Annotated in this window: 21 protein-coding genes and 1 pseudogene; 18 read left to right on the top strand and 4 right to left on the bottom strand. The window is 35.9% G+C overall.

All coding sequences use genetic code 11. From position 1 onward, the window contains the following. Window positions 1–7: 7 nt before the first annotated feature. The 13 genes and pseudogenes from KZX55_RS01535 (at window position 8) to KZX55_RS01475 (ending at window position 9,895) form a co-directional block, all read left to right on the top strand. Window positions 8–982 (top strand): nucleoid-associated protein, encoded by a 975-nt coding sequence (locus KZX55_RS01535; RefSeq protein WP_248023160.1) that lies wholly within the window; start codon window positions 8–10, stop codon window positions 980–982. Further along, window positions 982–1,584, top strand: a complete 603-nt coding sequence (locus KZX55_RS01530) for a lysozyme family protein (protein ID WP_248023158.1) — start codon at window positions 982–984, stop codon at window positions 1,582–1,584. Before KZX55_RS01535 ends, KZX55_RS01530 begins: the two co-directional genes overlap by 1 nt. A gap of 86 nt (window positions 1,585–1,670) precedes the next feature. Then, window positions 1,671–2,645: a DUF1002 domain-containing protein gene (locus KZX55_RS01525; protein ID WP_248023156.1), complete on the top strand. Its 975-nt coding sequence runs from the start codon at window positions 1,671–1,673 to the stop codon at window positions 2,643–2,645. Between the two features lie 74 nt (window positions 2,646–2,719). After that, window positions 2,720–4,078 carry a 23S rRNA (uracil(1939)-C(5))-methyltransferase RlmD gene (gene rlmD / locus KZX55_RS01520; RefSeq protein ID WP_248023154.1) on the top strand — a complete coding sequence of 453 codons (1,359 nt, stop codon included), beginning with the start codon at window positions 2,720–2,722 and terminating at the stop codon, window positions 4,076–4,078. 309 nt (window positions 4,079–4,387) lie between these two features. Beyond that, entirely contained in the window at window positions 4,388–4,816 is a 429-nt protein-coding gene (aac(6'), locus tag KZX55_RS01515) for an aminoglycoside 6'-N-acetyltransferase (RefSeq protein WP_248023151.1), read from the top strand. A gap of 56 nt (window positions 4,817–4,872) precedes the next feature. Beyond that, window positions 4,873–5,481 (top strand): Type 1 glutamine amidotransferase-like domain-containing protein, encoded by a 609-nt coding sequence (locus tag KZX55_RS01510; protein WP_248023147.1) that lies wholly within the window; start codon window positions 4,873–4,875, stop codon window positions 5,479–5,481. A gap of 178 nt (window positions 5,482–5,659) precedes the next feature. Beyond that, entirely contained in the window at window positions 5,660–6,403 is a 744-nt protein-coding gene (locus KZX55_RS01505) for a CPBP family intramembrane glutamic endopeptidase (RefSeq protein ID WP_248023145.1), read from the top strand. 120 nt (window positions 6,404–6,523) lie between these two features. Then, window positions 6,524–7,048: pseudogene (locus KZX55_RS01500) on the top strand (RDD family protein). A gap of 162 nt (window positions 7,049–7,210) precedes the next feature. Next, window positions 7,211–7,339 carry an ADP-ribosylglycohydrolase gene (locus KZX55_RS01495; RefSeq protein ID WP_248023144.1) on the top strand — a complete coding sequence of 43 codons (129 nt, stop codon included), beginning with the start codon at window positions 7,211–7,213 and terminating at the stop codon, window positions 7,337–7,339. A 182-nt stretch (window positions 7,340–7,521) separates the two neighbouring features. Then, window positions 7,522–7,992 (top strand): hypothetical protein, encoded by a 471-nt coding sequence (locus KZX55_RS01490; protein ID WP_223331462.1) that lies wholly within the window; start codon window positions 7,522–7,524, stop codon window positions 7,990–7,992. Window positions 7,993–8,149: 157 nt separating this feature from the next. Then, a complete protein-coding gene (locus KZX55_RS01485; protein WP_248023143.1) occupies window positions 8,150–8,278 on the top strand; it encodes an ADP-ribosylglycohydrolase in 129 nt (42 codons plus the stop codon). Window positions 8,279–8,382: 104 nt separating this feature from the next. Then, window positions 8,383–9,000: an SAP domain-containing protein gene (locus KZX55_RS01480; protein WP_248023142.1), complete on the top strand. Its 618-nt coding sequence runs from the start codon at window positions 8,383–8,385 to the stop codon at window positions 8,998–9,000. A 40-nt stretch (window positions 9,001–9,040) separates the two neighbouring features. Beyond that, entirely contained in the window at window positions 9,041–9,895 is an 855-nt protein-coding gene (locus tag KZX55_RS01475) for an ADP-ribosylglycohydrolase family protein (protein WP_109290007.1), read from the top strand. A 228-nt stretch (window positions 9,896–10,123) separates the two neighbouring features. Here the strand turns inward: KZX55_RS01475 and KZX55_RS01470 are convergent, their stop codons facing one another. The 4 genes from KZX55_RS01470 to KZX55_RS09195 form a co-directional block, all read right to left on the bottom strand. Further along, a complete protein-coding gene (locus tag KZX55_RS01470) occupies window positions 10,124–10,840 on the bottom strand; it encodes an ABC transporter permease (RefSeq protein ID WP_248023141.1) in 717 nt (238 codons plus the stop codon). Continuing rightward, entirely contained in the window at window positions 10,837–11,652 is an 816-nt protein-coding gene (locus KZX55_RS01465; RefSeq protein ID WP_248023140.1) for an ABC transporter ATP-binding protein, read from the bottom strand. Before KZX55_RS01465 ends, KZX55_RS01470 begins: the two co-directional genes overlap by 4 nt. A 2-nt stretch (window positions 11,653–11,654) precedes the next feature. Then, window positions 11,655–11,801, bottom strand: coding sequence for a hypothetical protein (locus tag KZX55_RS09200; RefSeq protein ID WP_248023139.1), 147 nt, complete (start codon window positions 11,799–11,801; stop codon window positions 11,655–11,657). A 165-nt stretch (window positions 11,802–11,966) separates the two neighbouring features. After that, window positions 11,967–12,449: a MerR family transcriptional regulator gene (locus tag KZX55_RS09195; RefSeq protein WP_248023138.1), complete on the bottom strand. Its 483-nt coding sequence runs from the start codon at window positions 12,447–12,449 to the stop codon at window positions 11,967–11,969. Window positions 12,450–12,809: 360 nt separating this feature from the next. Here KZX55_RS09195 and KZX55_RS01450 point away from each other — a divergent pair, with 360 nt between their 5' ends. The 5 genes from KZX55_RS01450 to KZX55_RS01430 all read left to right on the top strand — a co-directional run bounded on the left by KZX55_RS01450 (window position 12,810) and on the right by KZX55_RS01430 (window position 15,725). Then, window positions 12,810–13,376, top strand: a complete 567-nt coding sequence (locus KZX55_RS01450; RefSeq protein WP_248025030.1) for a hypothetical protein — start codon at window positions 12,810–12,812, stop codon at window positions 13,374–13,376. Window positions 13,377–13,481: 105 nt separating this feature from the next. Further along, complete coding sequence (locus KZX55_RS01445; RefSeq protein ID WP_000781504.1) at window positions 13,482–13,724, top strand: hypothetical protein; 243 nt, start codon at window positions 13,482–13,484, stop codon at window positions 13,722–13,724. A 263-nt stretch (window positions 13,725–13,987) separates the two neighbouring features. Continuing rightward, window positions 13,988–14,374: a hypothetical protein gene (locus KZX55_RS01440; RefSeq protein ID WP_248023137.1), complete on the top strand. Its 387-nt coding sequence runs from the start codon at window positions 13,988–13,990 to the stop codon at window positions 14,372–14,374. Window positions 14,375–14,419: 45 nt separating this feature from the next. Beyond that, window positions 14,420–15,301: a diacylglycerol/lipid kinase family protein gene (locus tag KZX55_RS01435; protein ID WP_248023136.1), complete on the top strand. Its 882-nt coding sequence runs from the start codon at window positions 14,420–14,422 to the stop codon at window positions 15,299–15,301. 112 nt (window positions 15,302–15,413) lie between these two features. Beyond that, window positions 15,414–15,725: a hypothetical protein gene (locus KZX55_RS01430; RefSeq protein ID WP_248023134.1), complete on the top strand. Its 312-nt coding sequence runs from the start codon at window positions 15,414–15,416 to the stop codon at window positions 15,723–15,725. The last annotated feature ends 15 nt before the right edge of the window (window positions 15,726–15,740 follow it).

Below are 15,740 nucleotides of genomic sequence, written 5' to 3'. Positions count from 1 at the left end.
AACTTTTATGGACATTTATATTAAGAAAGCTATTATCCATCAGTTCAGCCCAGATGATACCGAGCTGTTTCTAGCGGATAAATTTCTCAATATCACTCCAAAAATCGAGGAATACCTACGCAAAAAAATCAAACGCGTGTATTCAGATGAAGCCAAGACTGGGATTTTCGAAGAAGAAAATCCCTTCTTCAATCATATCACGGATGATTTGTTGGAGACATCAGTAACACTGGCTAATCTCTGGAAAGAGGAGTTTAGCATTTCTGAAAATCTCAAGACCAATGACTTGATTTTTGTTCAGTTTTCTAAAGAAGGCGTTGAACATTTCGCTTTTTTGCGAATTGCTCTACGTGAGACCTTGACTCACCTTGGTGGAGAAGTTGATAATCCAATCAAGCTAACTCAGAATAACCTTCCTGGATTTGGAACGGGGGCTGACGAGGCTTTGGTGGTCAATCTTCAAAGTCGCAAGTACCATCTCATCGAAAAACGCATCAAGTATAATGGGACTTTCTTGAATTATTTTTCAGAAAATCTCCTAGCTGTTACTCCCAAGATTTCACCAAAGAAATCCATCAAGGAATTGGAAAAAACGGCTCAGAGAATTGCAGAGTCCTTTAACACAGATGATTTTCAATTCCAATCCAAGGTCAAATCAGCGATTTTCAACAATCTGGAAGAAAGCAATGAACTGTCACCTGAAAAATTGGCTAATGACCTTTTTGACAACAATCTGACAGCTCGTTTGAGCTTTATCGACCAAGTCAAGGAAGCCGTACCAGAACCAGTCCAGTTCGATGAAATTGATGCCAGTCGTCAGCTCAAGAAATTTGAAAACCAAAAACTCTCCTTGTCAAATGGAATAGAGCTCATCGTTCCCAATAACGTCTACCAAGATGCGGAGTCTGTTGAGTTTATCCAAAATGACAATGGAACCTATTCTATCTTAATCAAAAATATCGAGGATATTCAAAGTAAATAATGTTTAAATTTATAAGAAGAGTGCTTGTGCTAGCAGTCTTCCTTTTCGCAGGATACAAAGCTTATCATATCCATCAGGATGTTAAACAAGTCATGACCTACCAACCCATGGTTCGAGAAATCTTGAGCGAAAGAGATACTCCAGCCAATGAAGAGTTGGTGCTTGCCATGATTTATACCGAAACAAAAGGAAAAGAAGGGGATGTCATGCAGTCTAGTGAGTCTGCAAGTGGCTCAACCAACACTATCAATGACAATGCCTCCAGTATTCGTCAAGGGGTTCAAACTCTAACAGATAACCTCTATCTGGCTCAGAGCAAGGGGGTAGATATCTGGACTGCCGTTCAAGCCTATAATTTTGGACCTGCCTATATAGACTTTATCGCTCAGAATGGCAAGAAAAATACACTAGCGCTGGCCAAGCGTTATTCCCGTGAGACTGTTGCCCCAATCCTTGGCAATACCACTGGAAAGACCTATAGTTATATTCACCCTATTTCTATCTTTCACGGAGCTGAACTCTATGAGAATGGTGGAAATTATTACTACTCGAGACAGGTACGCTTTAACTTGTACATCATGAAATTCTTTAATTTCTTTTAAGCATCTGGTTTGACCAGATGTTTTTCGCTATAAGCTTTCTTTAAGAATGTTTTATTACCCTAGAAAGGTAAAGGAGGGAATACCCTATGAGAAAGAAACTCTTTCTAACAAGCGCTGCAGTTTTGTGGGCAGCAACAGCTATGACGAGTGTCCACGCAGCAACAGATGTTCAAAAAGTAATCGATGAAACCTATGTACAACCTGAATATGTTCTTGGCTCTTCGCTAACTGAAGACCAGAAGAATCAAACTCTTAGCAAACTTGGCTATGATGCATCAAAAGACACTAAAGATATCAAAACTATGACCCCTGATATCTATTCGAAAATTATGAATGTGGCTAATGATGCTAGCCTACAGCTCTATTCGTCGGCTAAGATTCAAAAGCTGGGTGACAAATCACCTCTAGAAGTCAAGATTGAAACGCCTGAAAATATCACCAAGGTGACGCAGGATATGTACCGTAACGCAGCAGTGACGCTGGGAGTGGAGCATGCCAAAATCACAGTTGCAGCTCCTATTCCAGTTACAGGTGAGAGCGCCCTTGCTGGGATTTACTACTCGTTAGAGGCCAATGGTGCTAAAGTTCCGCAAGCCAATAAAGATCTAGCTCAAGAGGAGCTAAAAGCCTTGTCCGATATCAATGCTGAAAATAAGGACAAGTCAGGTTACGATGCCAATAAGCTAAATGCGGCCATGACAGATATCAAGGCAGGAATCGCAAAGGCAAAAGAAGCCAAAGGAAATCTGACAGAGGAAGATGTTCGCAAAATCGTTGAAGACACTCTAAAAAACTACAAACTCGATCAGGTTATAACAGGAAACCAGGTCAATATCATCATCAATTTTGCACTTAATCTCTCAAAGAGTGACATTTTGAACAATGCTGATTTCACTAAAACCCTAAACGACCTCAAGGAAAGCATTGTATCCCAAGCTGGAGATAGCTTTAAAAATATCAACCTCAACTTTGATGCCAATAAAGCGCTAGAAGAGGGGGGCAACTTCTTTAGCTCTCTTTGGCAAGCCATTGTCAACTTCTTCAAGAGTTTTGGTGCTTAGGTCATTTCATGATATAATAGATGGTAACAGAAATGTTGCCGTCTTTTTTTGTCGGCCGATAGAAAGTGAAAAATATGTTAAAGAAAAATGATATTGTAGAAGTTGAAATTGTCGATTTGACCCATGAAGGTGCTGGGGTTGCTAAGGTAGATGGTTTGGTTTTCTTTGTAGAAAATGCTTTACCAACTGAGAAAATTCTCATGCGAGTCCTTAAGGTCAATAAAAAGATTGGCTACGGGAAAGTTGAAGAATACCTTACACATTCTTCACATCGTAACCAAGACCTTGACCTAGCTTATCTGCGTTCAGGTATCGCTGACTTGGGGCACCTTGCCTATCCAGAGCAGCTCAAGTTCAAAACCAAGCAAGTCAAAGACAGTTTCTACAAGATTGCTGGCATTAGAGATGTAGATGTTGCTGAAACGCTTGATATGGAACATCCAGTCAAGTATCGAAATAAGGCGCAGGTGCCCGTTCGTCGAGTGAATGGTGTCCTGGAAACTGGTTTTTTCCGTAAAAATTCGCACGACCTTATGCCCCTTGAAGATTTCTTCATCCAGGATCCTGTCATTGACCAAGTTGTGGTAGTTCTTCGAGATTTGCTTCGTCGCTATGATTTGAAACCTTATGATGAAAAGGAACAGTCTGGCTTGATTCGGAATCTTGTGGTGCGTCGCGGGCACTATTCCGGACAAATCATGGTTATCTTAGTGACTACACGTCCTAAAATTTTCCGAGTGGAACAGTTGATTGAACAACTCATCAAGCAGTTTCCAAAGATTGTGTCTGTCATGCAAAATATCAATGACCGAAATACCAATGCGATTTTCGGCAAGGAGTGGAAGACTCTTTATGGTCAAGACTATATTACGGATCAGATGTTGGGAAATGACTTTCAAATATCTGGGCCATCCTTTTACCAGGTCAATACAGAAATGGCAGAAAAACTTTATCAAACAGCTATTGACTTTGCGGAGTTAAGAGAAGATGATGTGGTGATTGACGCTTATTCTGGGATTGGAACGATTGGATTATCCGTTGCCAAGCATGTCAAAGAAGTCTACGGTGTTGAAGTGATTCCAGAAGCAGTAGAGAATAGCCAGAAGAATGCTGCATTAAACAATATTACAAATGCACACTATGTCTGCGACACAGCTGAGAATGCCATGAAGAATTGGCTCAAGGAAGGTATTCAACCAACCGTTATCTTGGTCGACCCACCACGCAAGGGATTGACCGAAAGTTTTATCAAAGCAAGTAGCCAAACTGGAGCTGACCGCATTGCCTATATCTCCTGCAATATCGCAACCATGGCGCGTGATATCAAGCTCTACAAAGAGTTAGGATATGACTTGAAGAAAGTCCAGCCGGTGGACTTGTTTCCGCAGACGCATCACGTGGAGTGTGTAAGCTTGTTAGTGAAACGTAGTTAATCCTCAAAAGATTCCCCCAAACCTTTTGAGTCCCACAAACGCATCATATTGAGGCGGTATCACTGCTTGTACGAGCTGAGGCATCAGCGAAGTAGGAGTAGATGCTCCGCCCATGAGATAGGACTCGTAGAATGAGGAGGGAAACCGACGAAATGATAAGGTAAGTCCGAACCGCTGAGTGCATGGCTCTGCTCTTCCGATCTGAGACAGTCGAAAAGTAGAAGGGGATGGTATTGGTATCAATCAATGAGTAACAAAGTAACAGCATGATTCGAAACATTTGCTTGTAATTTTCAGAGGAACATCAATATGGATGGAATAACAAAAGATTCTATAAAAACGGCTAAATTAATAAAACAATTATGGCCCCAATTGACCGATAAAGAAGCTTTTGATGAAGTAAAAAAATATACGAATGGCAAAAATACTGCAATCCTTACTGAAGTTGAAGGTGACACAATTGTAGGTCTAGCACTATGTTCACTCAGATTTGATTATGTTGAAGGTTGTAAATATAGTCCTGTTGGATTCTTAGAAGGGATTATTGTCGACGAGGAATATCGTTTAAAGGATATTGCTAAAAATCTCTGTACAAAATGTGAGGAATGGGCGAAAAATAAAGGATGTAAGGAATTTGCAAGTGACTGTACTTTAACGAATACGGATCCTATAAGATTTCATCTCAATATTGGATTTCAGGAGGCAAATAGAATTATTCATTTTAAGAAAAAATTATAATTTAGAAACGTGAATAAACTTGTTAAACTTTATGTATTTTTAGAAAGTGTGTTAACTTGAAAAAACAAATTTTTTTGATGGGTGGGAATCCCCCAATAACGAAATATAGCATTATTGATAAAATTGTATTATCAAGCAAGATTGAAAGAATTGTTATTTTTACAGTTTTTCGAGATAATTGGCAACCCTATATGAAAAAGTACACGGAAGTTTTCCAAAGTCAATTTCCTAATCTAAACACTGATTACTTACTTTTGGACACTGAGCAGATTGATTTTGATGGCTATTTAGATGCTGATCTAATCATCATTGGTGGAGGAAATACGGAAAAATATATAGCTACTTATGTCAATCAGGAGTTCAAAAATTATATCGATCATATGCTTAATAAAGGGGTAAAAGTTATAGGGTTTTCTGCAGGAGCCCTATTATTAGGAGAAAAAGTCTATGTCTCACCTAATGATAATTCAGATCATCAGATAAAGATAAAAAATGGATTAGGACTCTTTAGTCAGTTTTTAATTAGTGTCCATTATGATTCCTGGAATGATAAAGCTAATAAGGATAGAGCAGAAGAACTCGTCAGTGTTCCCATAATTCCACTAAATGATCATTCCTGTCTTGTATTGGATAGACTTGGAAACATTATTGAGAAAATTGACTAGTTTTAATCATGCGAATCTGAATCTACGAAACTATAGTATTGACGAAATGAATAGTGAAAAGCCTTGATTGTAAGGCTTTTTTGTGTTTTTATGATAGAATATAGGTAGTTATAATCGATAGCAACTAAGAAGCAGTAAAAATATTATTCATAAAATAATCAAGATTAGGAAGAAAAAAATGACAGAAATTGATAAAAGGAATTTAAAAAATTATCTTTGTTTTACATTTGGAATTACTTATATATCTTGGGGGCTTCTTGCCATATTTACACAATCTTATATTTGGGGATTAGAGACATTTATAGGAAGAATATTACATATAGTTGGTGCACTTGGACCAGCTATTGCAAGTGGCTTTTATTTAAAAAGTAATAATATAAAATTTAAACATTTTTTATTTAATAAGATAGAAAATAGTAGTATTTATTTCATTTATCATATGTTAGCAATTTTGATACTATTTTCTGTATCTTCCTTAGAATTAAACGGAGTATCAATTTATCTGATGCCATTATTCTTTATACAACTAATTTTTTTTGGTGGTGGACATGAAGAATTAGGATGGAGAGGAATATTACAACCATTACTTGATAAAAAATATACTTATTGGCAATCTAATTTGATTGTAGGATCAATTTGGGGAATATGGCATCTGCCTTTATGGTTTATAGTTGGAGAAAGTCATCAAGGATTTCCTTTTATTTTATTTTTTATATATACATTATTTTTAAGTTTTGTTTTAGGGCTTCTTTACCGTCAAACGAAATCTGTGGGATACTGTGTATTATTTCATGCATTCGCAAATTTGTTAAATCTCTATTTTGTGTTAAAAATTAATCTTATTTTTATTATCATTTTTATTGGTTATTTGATTTATACTATATTGGCGAGTAATAGAATTATTAAGAAAAAAATATTTTAAATTTTAAATCAGGATATCCATTATTGAAGGTAATGATTGGCTATTTAGAGGATTTGATAGAGAGTTTTCTATTTGATGGGGTATCACTGCTTTTACGAGCTTAGACAGGAGGATAAAATAATGGAGATTTTGAAAATTAATCTTATTTCGGTTAAAAAAAGAATGACTGAACTACTATTTGATTACCTTTTAATCATAACTTACCTGGGTATTCTGTTTCTTTGCTCTATAACTTATTACTACTTTGTTTTTAATGGTGTGCCAATGCAAACAGAATTTTAGGCGCAGACTCTTACATTTTTTATCAGTGTCCTACCAATCATGCTTTATTTCACATTTTCGGATTATGCAAAAAATGGAAGTTTTGGGAAATCAAAAGCAGGGCTTCGTTTGGTCTATCAGAAAAAAACAATTCAGGCTAGCTTTATTAGAAATCTCATCAAATTTTTACCTTGGCAATTAGGGCATATGGGAACTATTCATGGAGTCTATAGTGATTTTGATTTAATATCCATTATCCTTTCGTCTTTAGCAACCCTACTTGCACTTTTGTTACTGGCAATGGCAATTTTTAGAAAAGATAAAAGGCATCTAGGAGATTTTCTAGCTCATACACAGGTTCAATTAGAGGGTGATAACAAGTGATTCAACTTAGCCGTCCGAAAAACGCGGGTACATTGCTCAGTACGTGTAACCCGTGAATATGTTCCCTATGACCGCGTATGTAGAATGTGTGGCGCTGCTTGTACGAGTTGATTCATAAGTAAACTATATTTATAATGGGTATTTTCTAAGGAGGGTATATATATGTTAGGAGCAATTATTGGAGATATTGTAGGTTCAGTTTACGAATGGAACAATATCAAAACGAAGGATTTTCCTTTATTTTGTGAGGATTGTTTTTTCACGAATGATACGATAAGTCCGAACCGCTGAGTGTGTAGCTTTGCTGGTAAAAGCGTAAAAATCTTATAACAAAAGAACTTAAGAAAGTATTGAAACAAAGGCTTTTGCCGTAAGAGATATTTTAGTATTATGCCTGAAATTAAAATAGGCTAAGAGTAGATTTGTGAGTTTTGAACAATTTTTCCTAGCATACTTAGGAATGGAGAGATAAGATGACATGGACTAAGGAATATTTTTCTAAAATTGAATTTATTATTCATTGTGGTTGTGAAATTTTTGGTTATTTTGAGTGTAATCTGATGAACTCTGAACTGTCCTACCAAGAGTGTGGGAATACTGGAATGATCGTTTTTGAACATAGTCAGAAACTATCCGAAAAAGCCTTATCTAAACTCATGAAATATACGCGACTTATTGATTTTGAGAAATATAGAAAGGGGAACAATTCAAATAAGAATGATAAAGTTATTGGTTATAGAGATGCATTTTCGATAACTTTCAAGGGCTATAGTCAAGATGGACAAGCTTTATTGATATATAATATGGACTATGTTTACAAGGATTGGTACAATAGACCCGTTGATAACTTGTACAGTTTTATAAGCGAAACCTATTTTTCAGATTTTCAAAATAATAGATGTTTTATTGCTCAAGGGCTGATGGCTGGTGTACTTCCGTTTTAGGTATAATAGGAAGATGTAGTACATAGTGGAATCAAAAAAGTTTTTTAATTATAATTTGATTAGATGAATACCTATAAATTATACAAATTTCGTTAATAGATAATTTTAAAACTATAGTTGATGGTCAAATTCCCGATATCTTACAAGGAGGAATCTTATGCTAGGAGCAATTGTTGGAGACATTGTAGGTTCAGTTTACGAATGGAACAATATCAAAACGAAGGATTTTTCTTTATTTCGTGAGGATTGTTTTTTCACGGATGATACGATAAGTTCGAAACGCTGAATGTGTGAGTTTGTTAGTGAAACATTGTTAATCCTCAAAATAAAGAAACTAAAACTCCATTATTTTGAGATGAAAACCTAAACTGTTTTTAAGGAGGTGAAATATTGATAGAAAGCAGACCTGAGTTTGATAAAATCATATCCTTTGATGAATTTAATAAATACTATTGGTATCGGGATGAACTTTCACAGATATGCAAGTCATTAGGACTTGAAAATAGAGGTACAAAACAAGAACTCAATCATATTATTGAGCAGTACTTTAAGGGCAATTTGATTAAAAAATCATCAGTAAAAAGGAAAAAGAAACGAGTAGAAGTCGTTACCTTAGATACGCCCTTGCTTGAATGCGGATTCTCCTTTAACGCACACTTTAGAGAATATTTCTCAACTTTAACAGGTGTTTCCCCCTTTAAATTTACTGCTGATATGGCCACTGCTTGGAGAAAAGTAAAAAGAGAACATGATTTAAGTTTTACCATTCAAGATATGTTAAAAGTTTATTATGGAAATTCAGATTATGCCAAGTATGATCATTCGGTTTGTCAATGGAATCAATTTCTAAAGGATTTCTGTGCAGACGAAAATAGTGGTAACTACTCGAATAAACTAAAAGTAGCTTCTATTCTTTGGAAAGAAGTTCGAGACTCAAAGAAAGAAAAAGTTTATTCAAAAAAACTTTTGACTGAATATGCTGATAGAATAGACGAGTATGAAAAGTAGAAATGTCAGTCTCAACCAATAGTTTGTAAGGAGGAATACCATGCTAGGAGCAATTGTTGGAGACATTGTGGGTTCAGTTTACGAATGGGACAATATTAAAACGAAAGACTTTCCATTATTTCGTGAGAATTGTTTTTTCACTGATGATACGGTTATGACCTGTGCTGTTGCAGAAGCTATTATGAATGGCGGTCAGAAGGATGACTTTATTGACGCCATGAAAAAATATGGTAGGATGTATCCCGATGCAGGTTACGGTGCAAGATTTGGGAATTGGGTTGATGGCGACGATCGAGAACCTTATAATAGCTTTGGAAATGGCTCAGCAATGCGTGTTTCTCCATGTGCCTGGACCATGGATTGTAGTTTCTGTGCACGAACGGGAGTCTGGCCGTCCAGAAGAGCAGTTGCACGACTTTCTGCAGAGGTGACTCATAACCATCCAGAGGGTGTCAAAGGAGCTATGGCGACGTCTGATACTATATTTATGTGTCGTTATTACTTCGGAGGTTACAGTGGTGACTATGGAAAACCGATCAACGATAATCCTACAGAGTGTAAGAGACTTATCAAGGAGCATATAGAACAAGAGTATGGATATAATCTTTCTCAAACACTAGATGAAATTCGTCCTACTTATCGTTTCAATGAAACTTGCCAGAATACGGTACCTCAAGCTATCATTGCCTTTCTTGAAAGTACAGACTTTGAGGACGCTATCAGAAATGCTATCTCTATTGGTGGGGATAGTGATACTCTTGCTGCCATCACAGGAAGTATTGCAGAAGCTGCTTATGGTATACCTGATTGGATTAAAGACAAAGCCTATACCTATCTAGATGAGCCTTTAAAAGATGTGCTCAGACGATGGGAGAAAGAAGTTTCGATATCATAACGGATACTAATTAGTCAGTATTAAACTCTGAAAAATAAGATTAAGGAAGTTGAGCAAATACTAGGGTAAAGAGTTATCACCTTTTGAGAAGAAAAGGCAGAAACAAACTTAACCAAGTCATGAGCTTGACCACTGAAAAACAGCAAAGCGACGAGATAACAAATAAACTCGTCACTTTTTTCTTTTAAATTAATGGTGTAATTAATCCATTTTGCTTTATTCAGCTATTTACTCAGATTTTTGTTTATTCATTAGTAAAATGCATGTTATTACTGCTATACAAGTTAGCAGAATCAAATACCATAGATTTGCAAGTCGAAGCCCTTTATCTAACATCAAACGGTATCCCCAATAAGCCGGAAAAACATGGCCTATTACTTGAAGAAAATCAGGGAGCAAACTAATTGGAAACATAATCCCTGAAAGCATAATTGAAGGCAAAAATACAAGTTGAGCTAACATGGTTAGCTTTGCCTGGTTTTTTAAAGTAAGTCCCAGTATACTTCCAACACTCAATGATACAACAATATAGATGGTTAGCGAAAGTAAGAAAAATGGAAGTTGAGTCGGTAGACTTGCTTTAAATAAAATAGGGACAAGTAGCAGGATCACAATGCTGGTCATCATCAAATGGACAAAAGCCGAGAGAACCATAGTTAGCAATCCTAAATAAATAGGCACTCCATTTGCATTATAAATTTTTTTAATGTCGCTTTCATAAATTTCAACTAATGAAGGGGGCAAGCCAAGAAAGGCCCCCATTGAGACACTCATGACTATCATAGATTGTATGAGCGTACTTCCCATCCCAGGCATAACGGAAGTAAAAATACCACCCATTATAAGAAAGAAAACAAGCGGTATAATATAGAAAGTAACCAAGAGAGATTTGCTTCGTATATCTAATTTCCACTGTAATACTAAACTATATAGAAAACAGTTCATTCTGATTCCCTCCTTGCAATTTTGATGAAATGCTGTTCCAAGGTGCCACGATCAACCTTAATATCCAATATCCGGATTTTTTTCTGCTTGCATTCTTGCAATAATGAAATTAAGGTATCCTCAATATTAGTCGTTTCAAAAGACTTCACTCCCTCTTGAGTCTTTAAATGGATATAGTATCTTCTTCCAACCTTGTCTGTCAGTTCTGAAGGAGTGCTACAAAAGACAATCTGTCCACTGTTCAAAATAGCAATGCGGTCACATAAGGTCTCAACTTCAGCCATATCATGACTTGCCAAAATGATTGTTTTCCCTTGTGATTTGAGATTCCGTATTTGTTCGTGGAGGGATAGTCTTGCTTCAACATCAAGTCCCGCTGTTGGTTCATCGAGGAAAATAATATCGGGATTGTCGATAAGTGCAAGAGTGAGATGTAGTCTTCTTTTTTGTCCCGTGGATAATTGCAGGTATTGTAACTTCTCAATTTCTTTTATTTCCAGAGCTTTAAGCATATCATCATCAATTTTTGTATGATTCCATTTTGCAAAGAGCTTTATCGCTTCCATGGGTTTGATATGGGCAGGCAAAGAAGATGACTGCAGTTGAATTCCCATTTTGCCGTTTACAACAATAGTGCCTCCATCATATTTTCTCAGTCCTTCGATACATTCAAGTGTTGTTGTTTTCCCAGCTCCATTCACACCGAGTAAAGCGAAAATTTCTCCTTTTACGATTTGAAAATTAAAACCTTTTAAGATCTTATGACAGCCGTAATTTTTATTTAGTTCACGAACTTCTATTGCGTATTTCATGGTTACACCTCCTCAAAGGGATTGGTTCCAAGTCTTGAAAAATAAACTTGCAAAGCTGGCTCTAAATAATCATTAACGATCTTTTGTTTTTCTTCCCAAGCGTTAGTGGCGGTATCAATATTACCGACTTCCATCAACTTCGGAAGCATAGTCATATCTCCATTTGTAAACTCCATAATCAAGCCCCAGTATTCTTGAACAACTTGTTAGCATTGTTCGCTATCAGCTGGTACGTTTTTCTCCTGAAGTTGCACAATTTCATCACTTAGGTTATTCAACCTATTCATAAATTCAAAGCCACTTTTTTTGTCAAATTAACTCCGTATATAATCGAGTGTATCATCATCAAAGCGCTTAATTAAAGAGTATGACTCATTCTTCATCTGTAGATCAACAATAATATCAGCATACTTCTTAAAATTAACCGTTTGCATCTGTAAAACTTCTGTTTTTAACTGTTCTATTTCTAATAAAGAATCCTTAAGTTGTTCTATTTTTTGGCGTATCTCATCTTCTTGCTCTGTAAGAGCGTCTGCAACTTCATCTGGTGTTTTCAAAGAATTTAAACGCCCCTTTATATCCTTAAGAGAAAAACCAAGTGATTTCAAAGATATAATTTGATGGAGTATGACTAAATCTTTATTGCTATAAAGCCTACGTCCTCCCTCGCTTTTTGCTGATGGGGAAAGCAGTCCCTCTTTATCGTAGTATTGAAGAGTACGGACGGTAACTCCCATTTTCTTTGCGATTTCCCCAATTGTCATAAAACCTTGCGGGATTGCTCTGAATTTTGCCATTATTACTCACCTCCTAATATATATTATACATCATTACGTAACGTCATAAACAAGGATTTTTAATAAAATTTAAACTGAAAAGCTTTTAGCATTAATGAAGAATCTCATAAAAAATATAGACTTGATGAATTGGTGAGCTTGTTTTCTATTTCAAAAGGTTATTTGGTCCAATAATAAATATCTGATATGTAAGTGGAAACGTGTTATAATTGAGGATGAGATAAGAGGAGGTAAGCTGGTGAAATTTTTAGCAATCAATCCTATTTGGTAAAAAAGAATGCTTGAATCTCTATCCTCACGTGTTAAATATATTAGTTTGCTAAAAAACTATCATCTATCCAAATATTGGAAGGATTAATGATGTATCTATTGGAATTGTACCAAAACAATTATTCAAAGGATTTAGTCTTATTTGAGACTTTAGAAGAAGGACGGGAATTTGTAACTCAAATCCCTGGGTATACATTAGAAAACGAAGATGGTTTTGAAGTGGAATATTTTAATTCAAAAAATCTATCGGATTATATGGAGATTGTCTTTAACGGAAATATTGTCCCTTTATCTAGGTTTTCGTTTAATTCTGAGGAAAATGTGGACATTATTTGGAAAGAGGTTTCGAATCTATCCTTTAAAAACGATAAAGTGATCGAAGGAGCTACAAAAGTAGACGCGTATGTCGTTAACAACGATGAAGTGAAAGCTTATGTCGAAGCCAGAGAAGCAAACTTCCGCAAGGTAAAAGCTTTCTTAGAAAGCAAAGGGTACGAAGTCGACAGAAGCTTTTTCGGAAGTGAAGACGGTGAAGCGATTGTCTACAGAAAACGCGACACCGAAGATTGGCACTTCCTATGTCACTTAGACCCGTTGTTTGTAGAGATTGAAGATGTCGAAGGATATGTGAAAGAAGCGATGGAAGATTTTCAATAGTCAACCAAAGTTCTTTGTGAGTGTATGCTACTGCTTTAGTAGACGGATTGAGCAGTAAAGAGAAACATCTAGCACTATCTAGCTTCTTAAGGAGAAATATCTATCATGAAAATGGAAATCGGGAAAACCTATCTTGTAAAAAAAGATATTTTTGGTTTAACAAAAGATGAACTTTGGACCTTAGTTGACAAGGGTTATCAGGCTTATTTTGGTGAACATAATTTCGTATTTGTCAATGATGATAAAGTGAAGGTATTTGCAGTTTTGAAAGATGGTTCAGAAGAAGATATGCAAATCTACCATCATCTGGATGACTATTTTGAAGAAGTTAATCGTGAGAATTTCTAAAGAATGTGAGATGAAAGTTGTATCTGTGAGTTTTAAATTTTGCTTAGCCCCAATCTATCACTATCAAGTACAGGGAATTAATTTTGGGATAGACGTCCTTACAGAGGTTTTTCCGATTATCAAAAAGATCTAGACTGAGACAAAGGTAAGGGCCCGCTGGTTTGGTCTTTTTTTCTGTTTATGTAGTATAATAAAAGGTGTAGGGATTCAATTTTTTAATAGGATTATTCTAAGAACGAAAACCATCTAGAAAGAGGAGAAGTATGAAGCAATCACTTGAATTTTTAAGAGAAAGAATCACCGATAAGATGCCCTTAGAGGAAATGGTAGCAATCTTTGAAGACTTGTGTCGTGAGCCTATTGAGGATGAGATGATTTTATTTGAAACAGGGACATTTACAGCTATATCTGATAAGCCAATGTTTCAACTATCCTTAGTAAGACAAGCCTCAAATGAAGATGAAGAGTTTTATCAGGTTCACCTCGATATTTTCTATGAAGCATGTCAAGAGAATGAAATATTTCATGAATCGATCTGGGATGAAGATTTAGAGGAAAATATCTTTGATTACATTAGAGCTTCAGAGGTGTTTACCTATGCTAAAGAGCAGGAATACCAAGCGATCAAGATTTATATGGACCAAACTTGAGATGGTTAGTTAAAGTAAGAAAATCTAATGACAGGAGAACAATAAATGAATAAAATTATGGTGATTATTAATCCAACATCTGGAGGTGAAAAAGCTCTGGATTATAAGGTGAAGCTGGAGAATAAAGCTAGAGACTACTTTGATGATGTAGAGATTAAAATTACGGAAAAAGCGCAAGACGCAACAAACTTTGCTGAAGAAGCTTCTCGAGAGCATTATGATGCTGTTCTTGTTTTTGGTGGAGATGGGACCGTCAATGAAGTAATTTCTGGTATCGCTGAAAAAGACTATATTCCTAAACTGGCGATTATCCCAGGGGGAACTGGAAATCTCATTACGAAACTATTAGAAATCTCTCAGGATATTGATAGTGCTATTGACGAGCTTGATTTTAGTTCTACAAACAAGATTGATATTGGAAAATCAAATGGAAATTATTTTGGTTATATCTTTAGTATAGGCTCTTTGCCAGAAGCTATCCACAACGTTGGGATAGAAGATAAAACAAAGTTTGGTATGCTCGCCTATGCGATTAATACCATGAAGTCTGTGGTTACAGATCAAGCATTTAACATTAAAGTTGAGACTGATAATGGTAATTACATTGGCCCAGCCAGTCATGTTTTAGTTCTCCTCACAAATTATTTCGCTGACAAAAAAATCTTTGATGAAGACAAGGATGGTTATGCTAATATTTTGATTCTAAAAGATGCGTCAATTCTTACTAAATTGTCAGTTATCCCTGATTTATTAAAAGGGGATGTTGTCGTAAATGATAATATCGAGTATCTGAAAGCTCGACATATAAAAATCTCTTCAGATAGTGAATTGGAAACGGATGTTGATGGTGACAAATCCGATAATCTACCTGTAGAAATCAAGGTACTAGGTCAGCATATCGAAGTCTATTCTCAACCGAAAGAATAAGAATTTTTTAATAGAGGGAAACATACACGTGAGTATCTAGATAAACCATTTTCATGAATAGTTAGAATAGCTCTCATACAAAAACAAGTTGTTGAAGATAAGGAGTAGATATATGGAATTACAAGATTTTACCGAAAAAGAACAAGAAATGATTAAAAAGGGACTCACTTTTTCTAAACTGAACGACAAGGAAACAGCCGATAAGATTATCGCCTTAATTCCTCAAGATATGATTAAACGGATTCCATTTTTTGTTAGAAAACATGCAATTACGCGTACGATTAAGAGAATTTCTCTTGAATATCCGGAATTGTATGCTATAGCTGAACAAGAAGGCCAACTTCCTGAAAAGGAAGCTCAAGAATTGCGACAAATTCTTACAGATATTTTCCAAGAGAAAATGAATAAGCATAAAATCAAGTAGGAGCGCCTAAACGCT

Source organism: Streptococcus halitosis (genome assembly GCF_023147855.1).
Classification (GTDB): domain Bacteria; phylum Bacillota; class Bacilli; order Lactobacillales; family Streptococcaceae; genus Streptococcus; species Streptococcus halitosis_B.
This window is presented reverse-complemented; position numbering and strand designations above follow the sequence as displayed.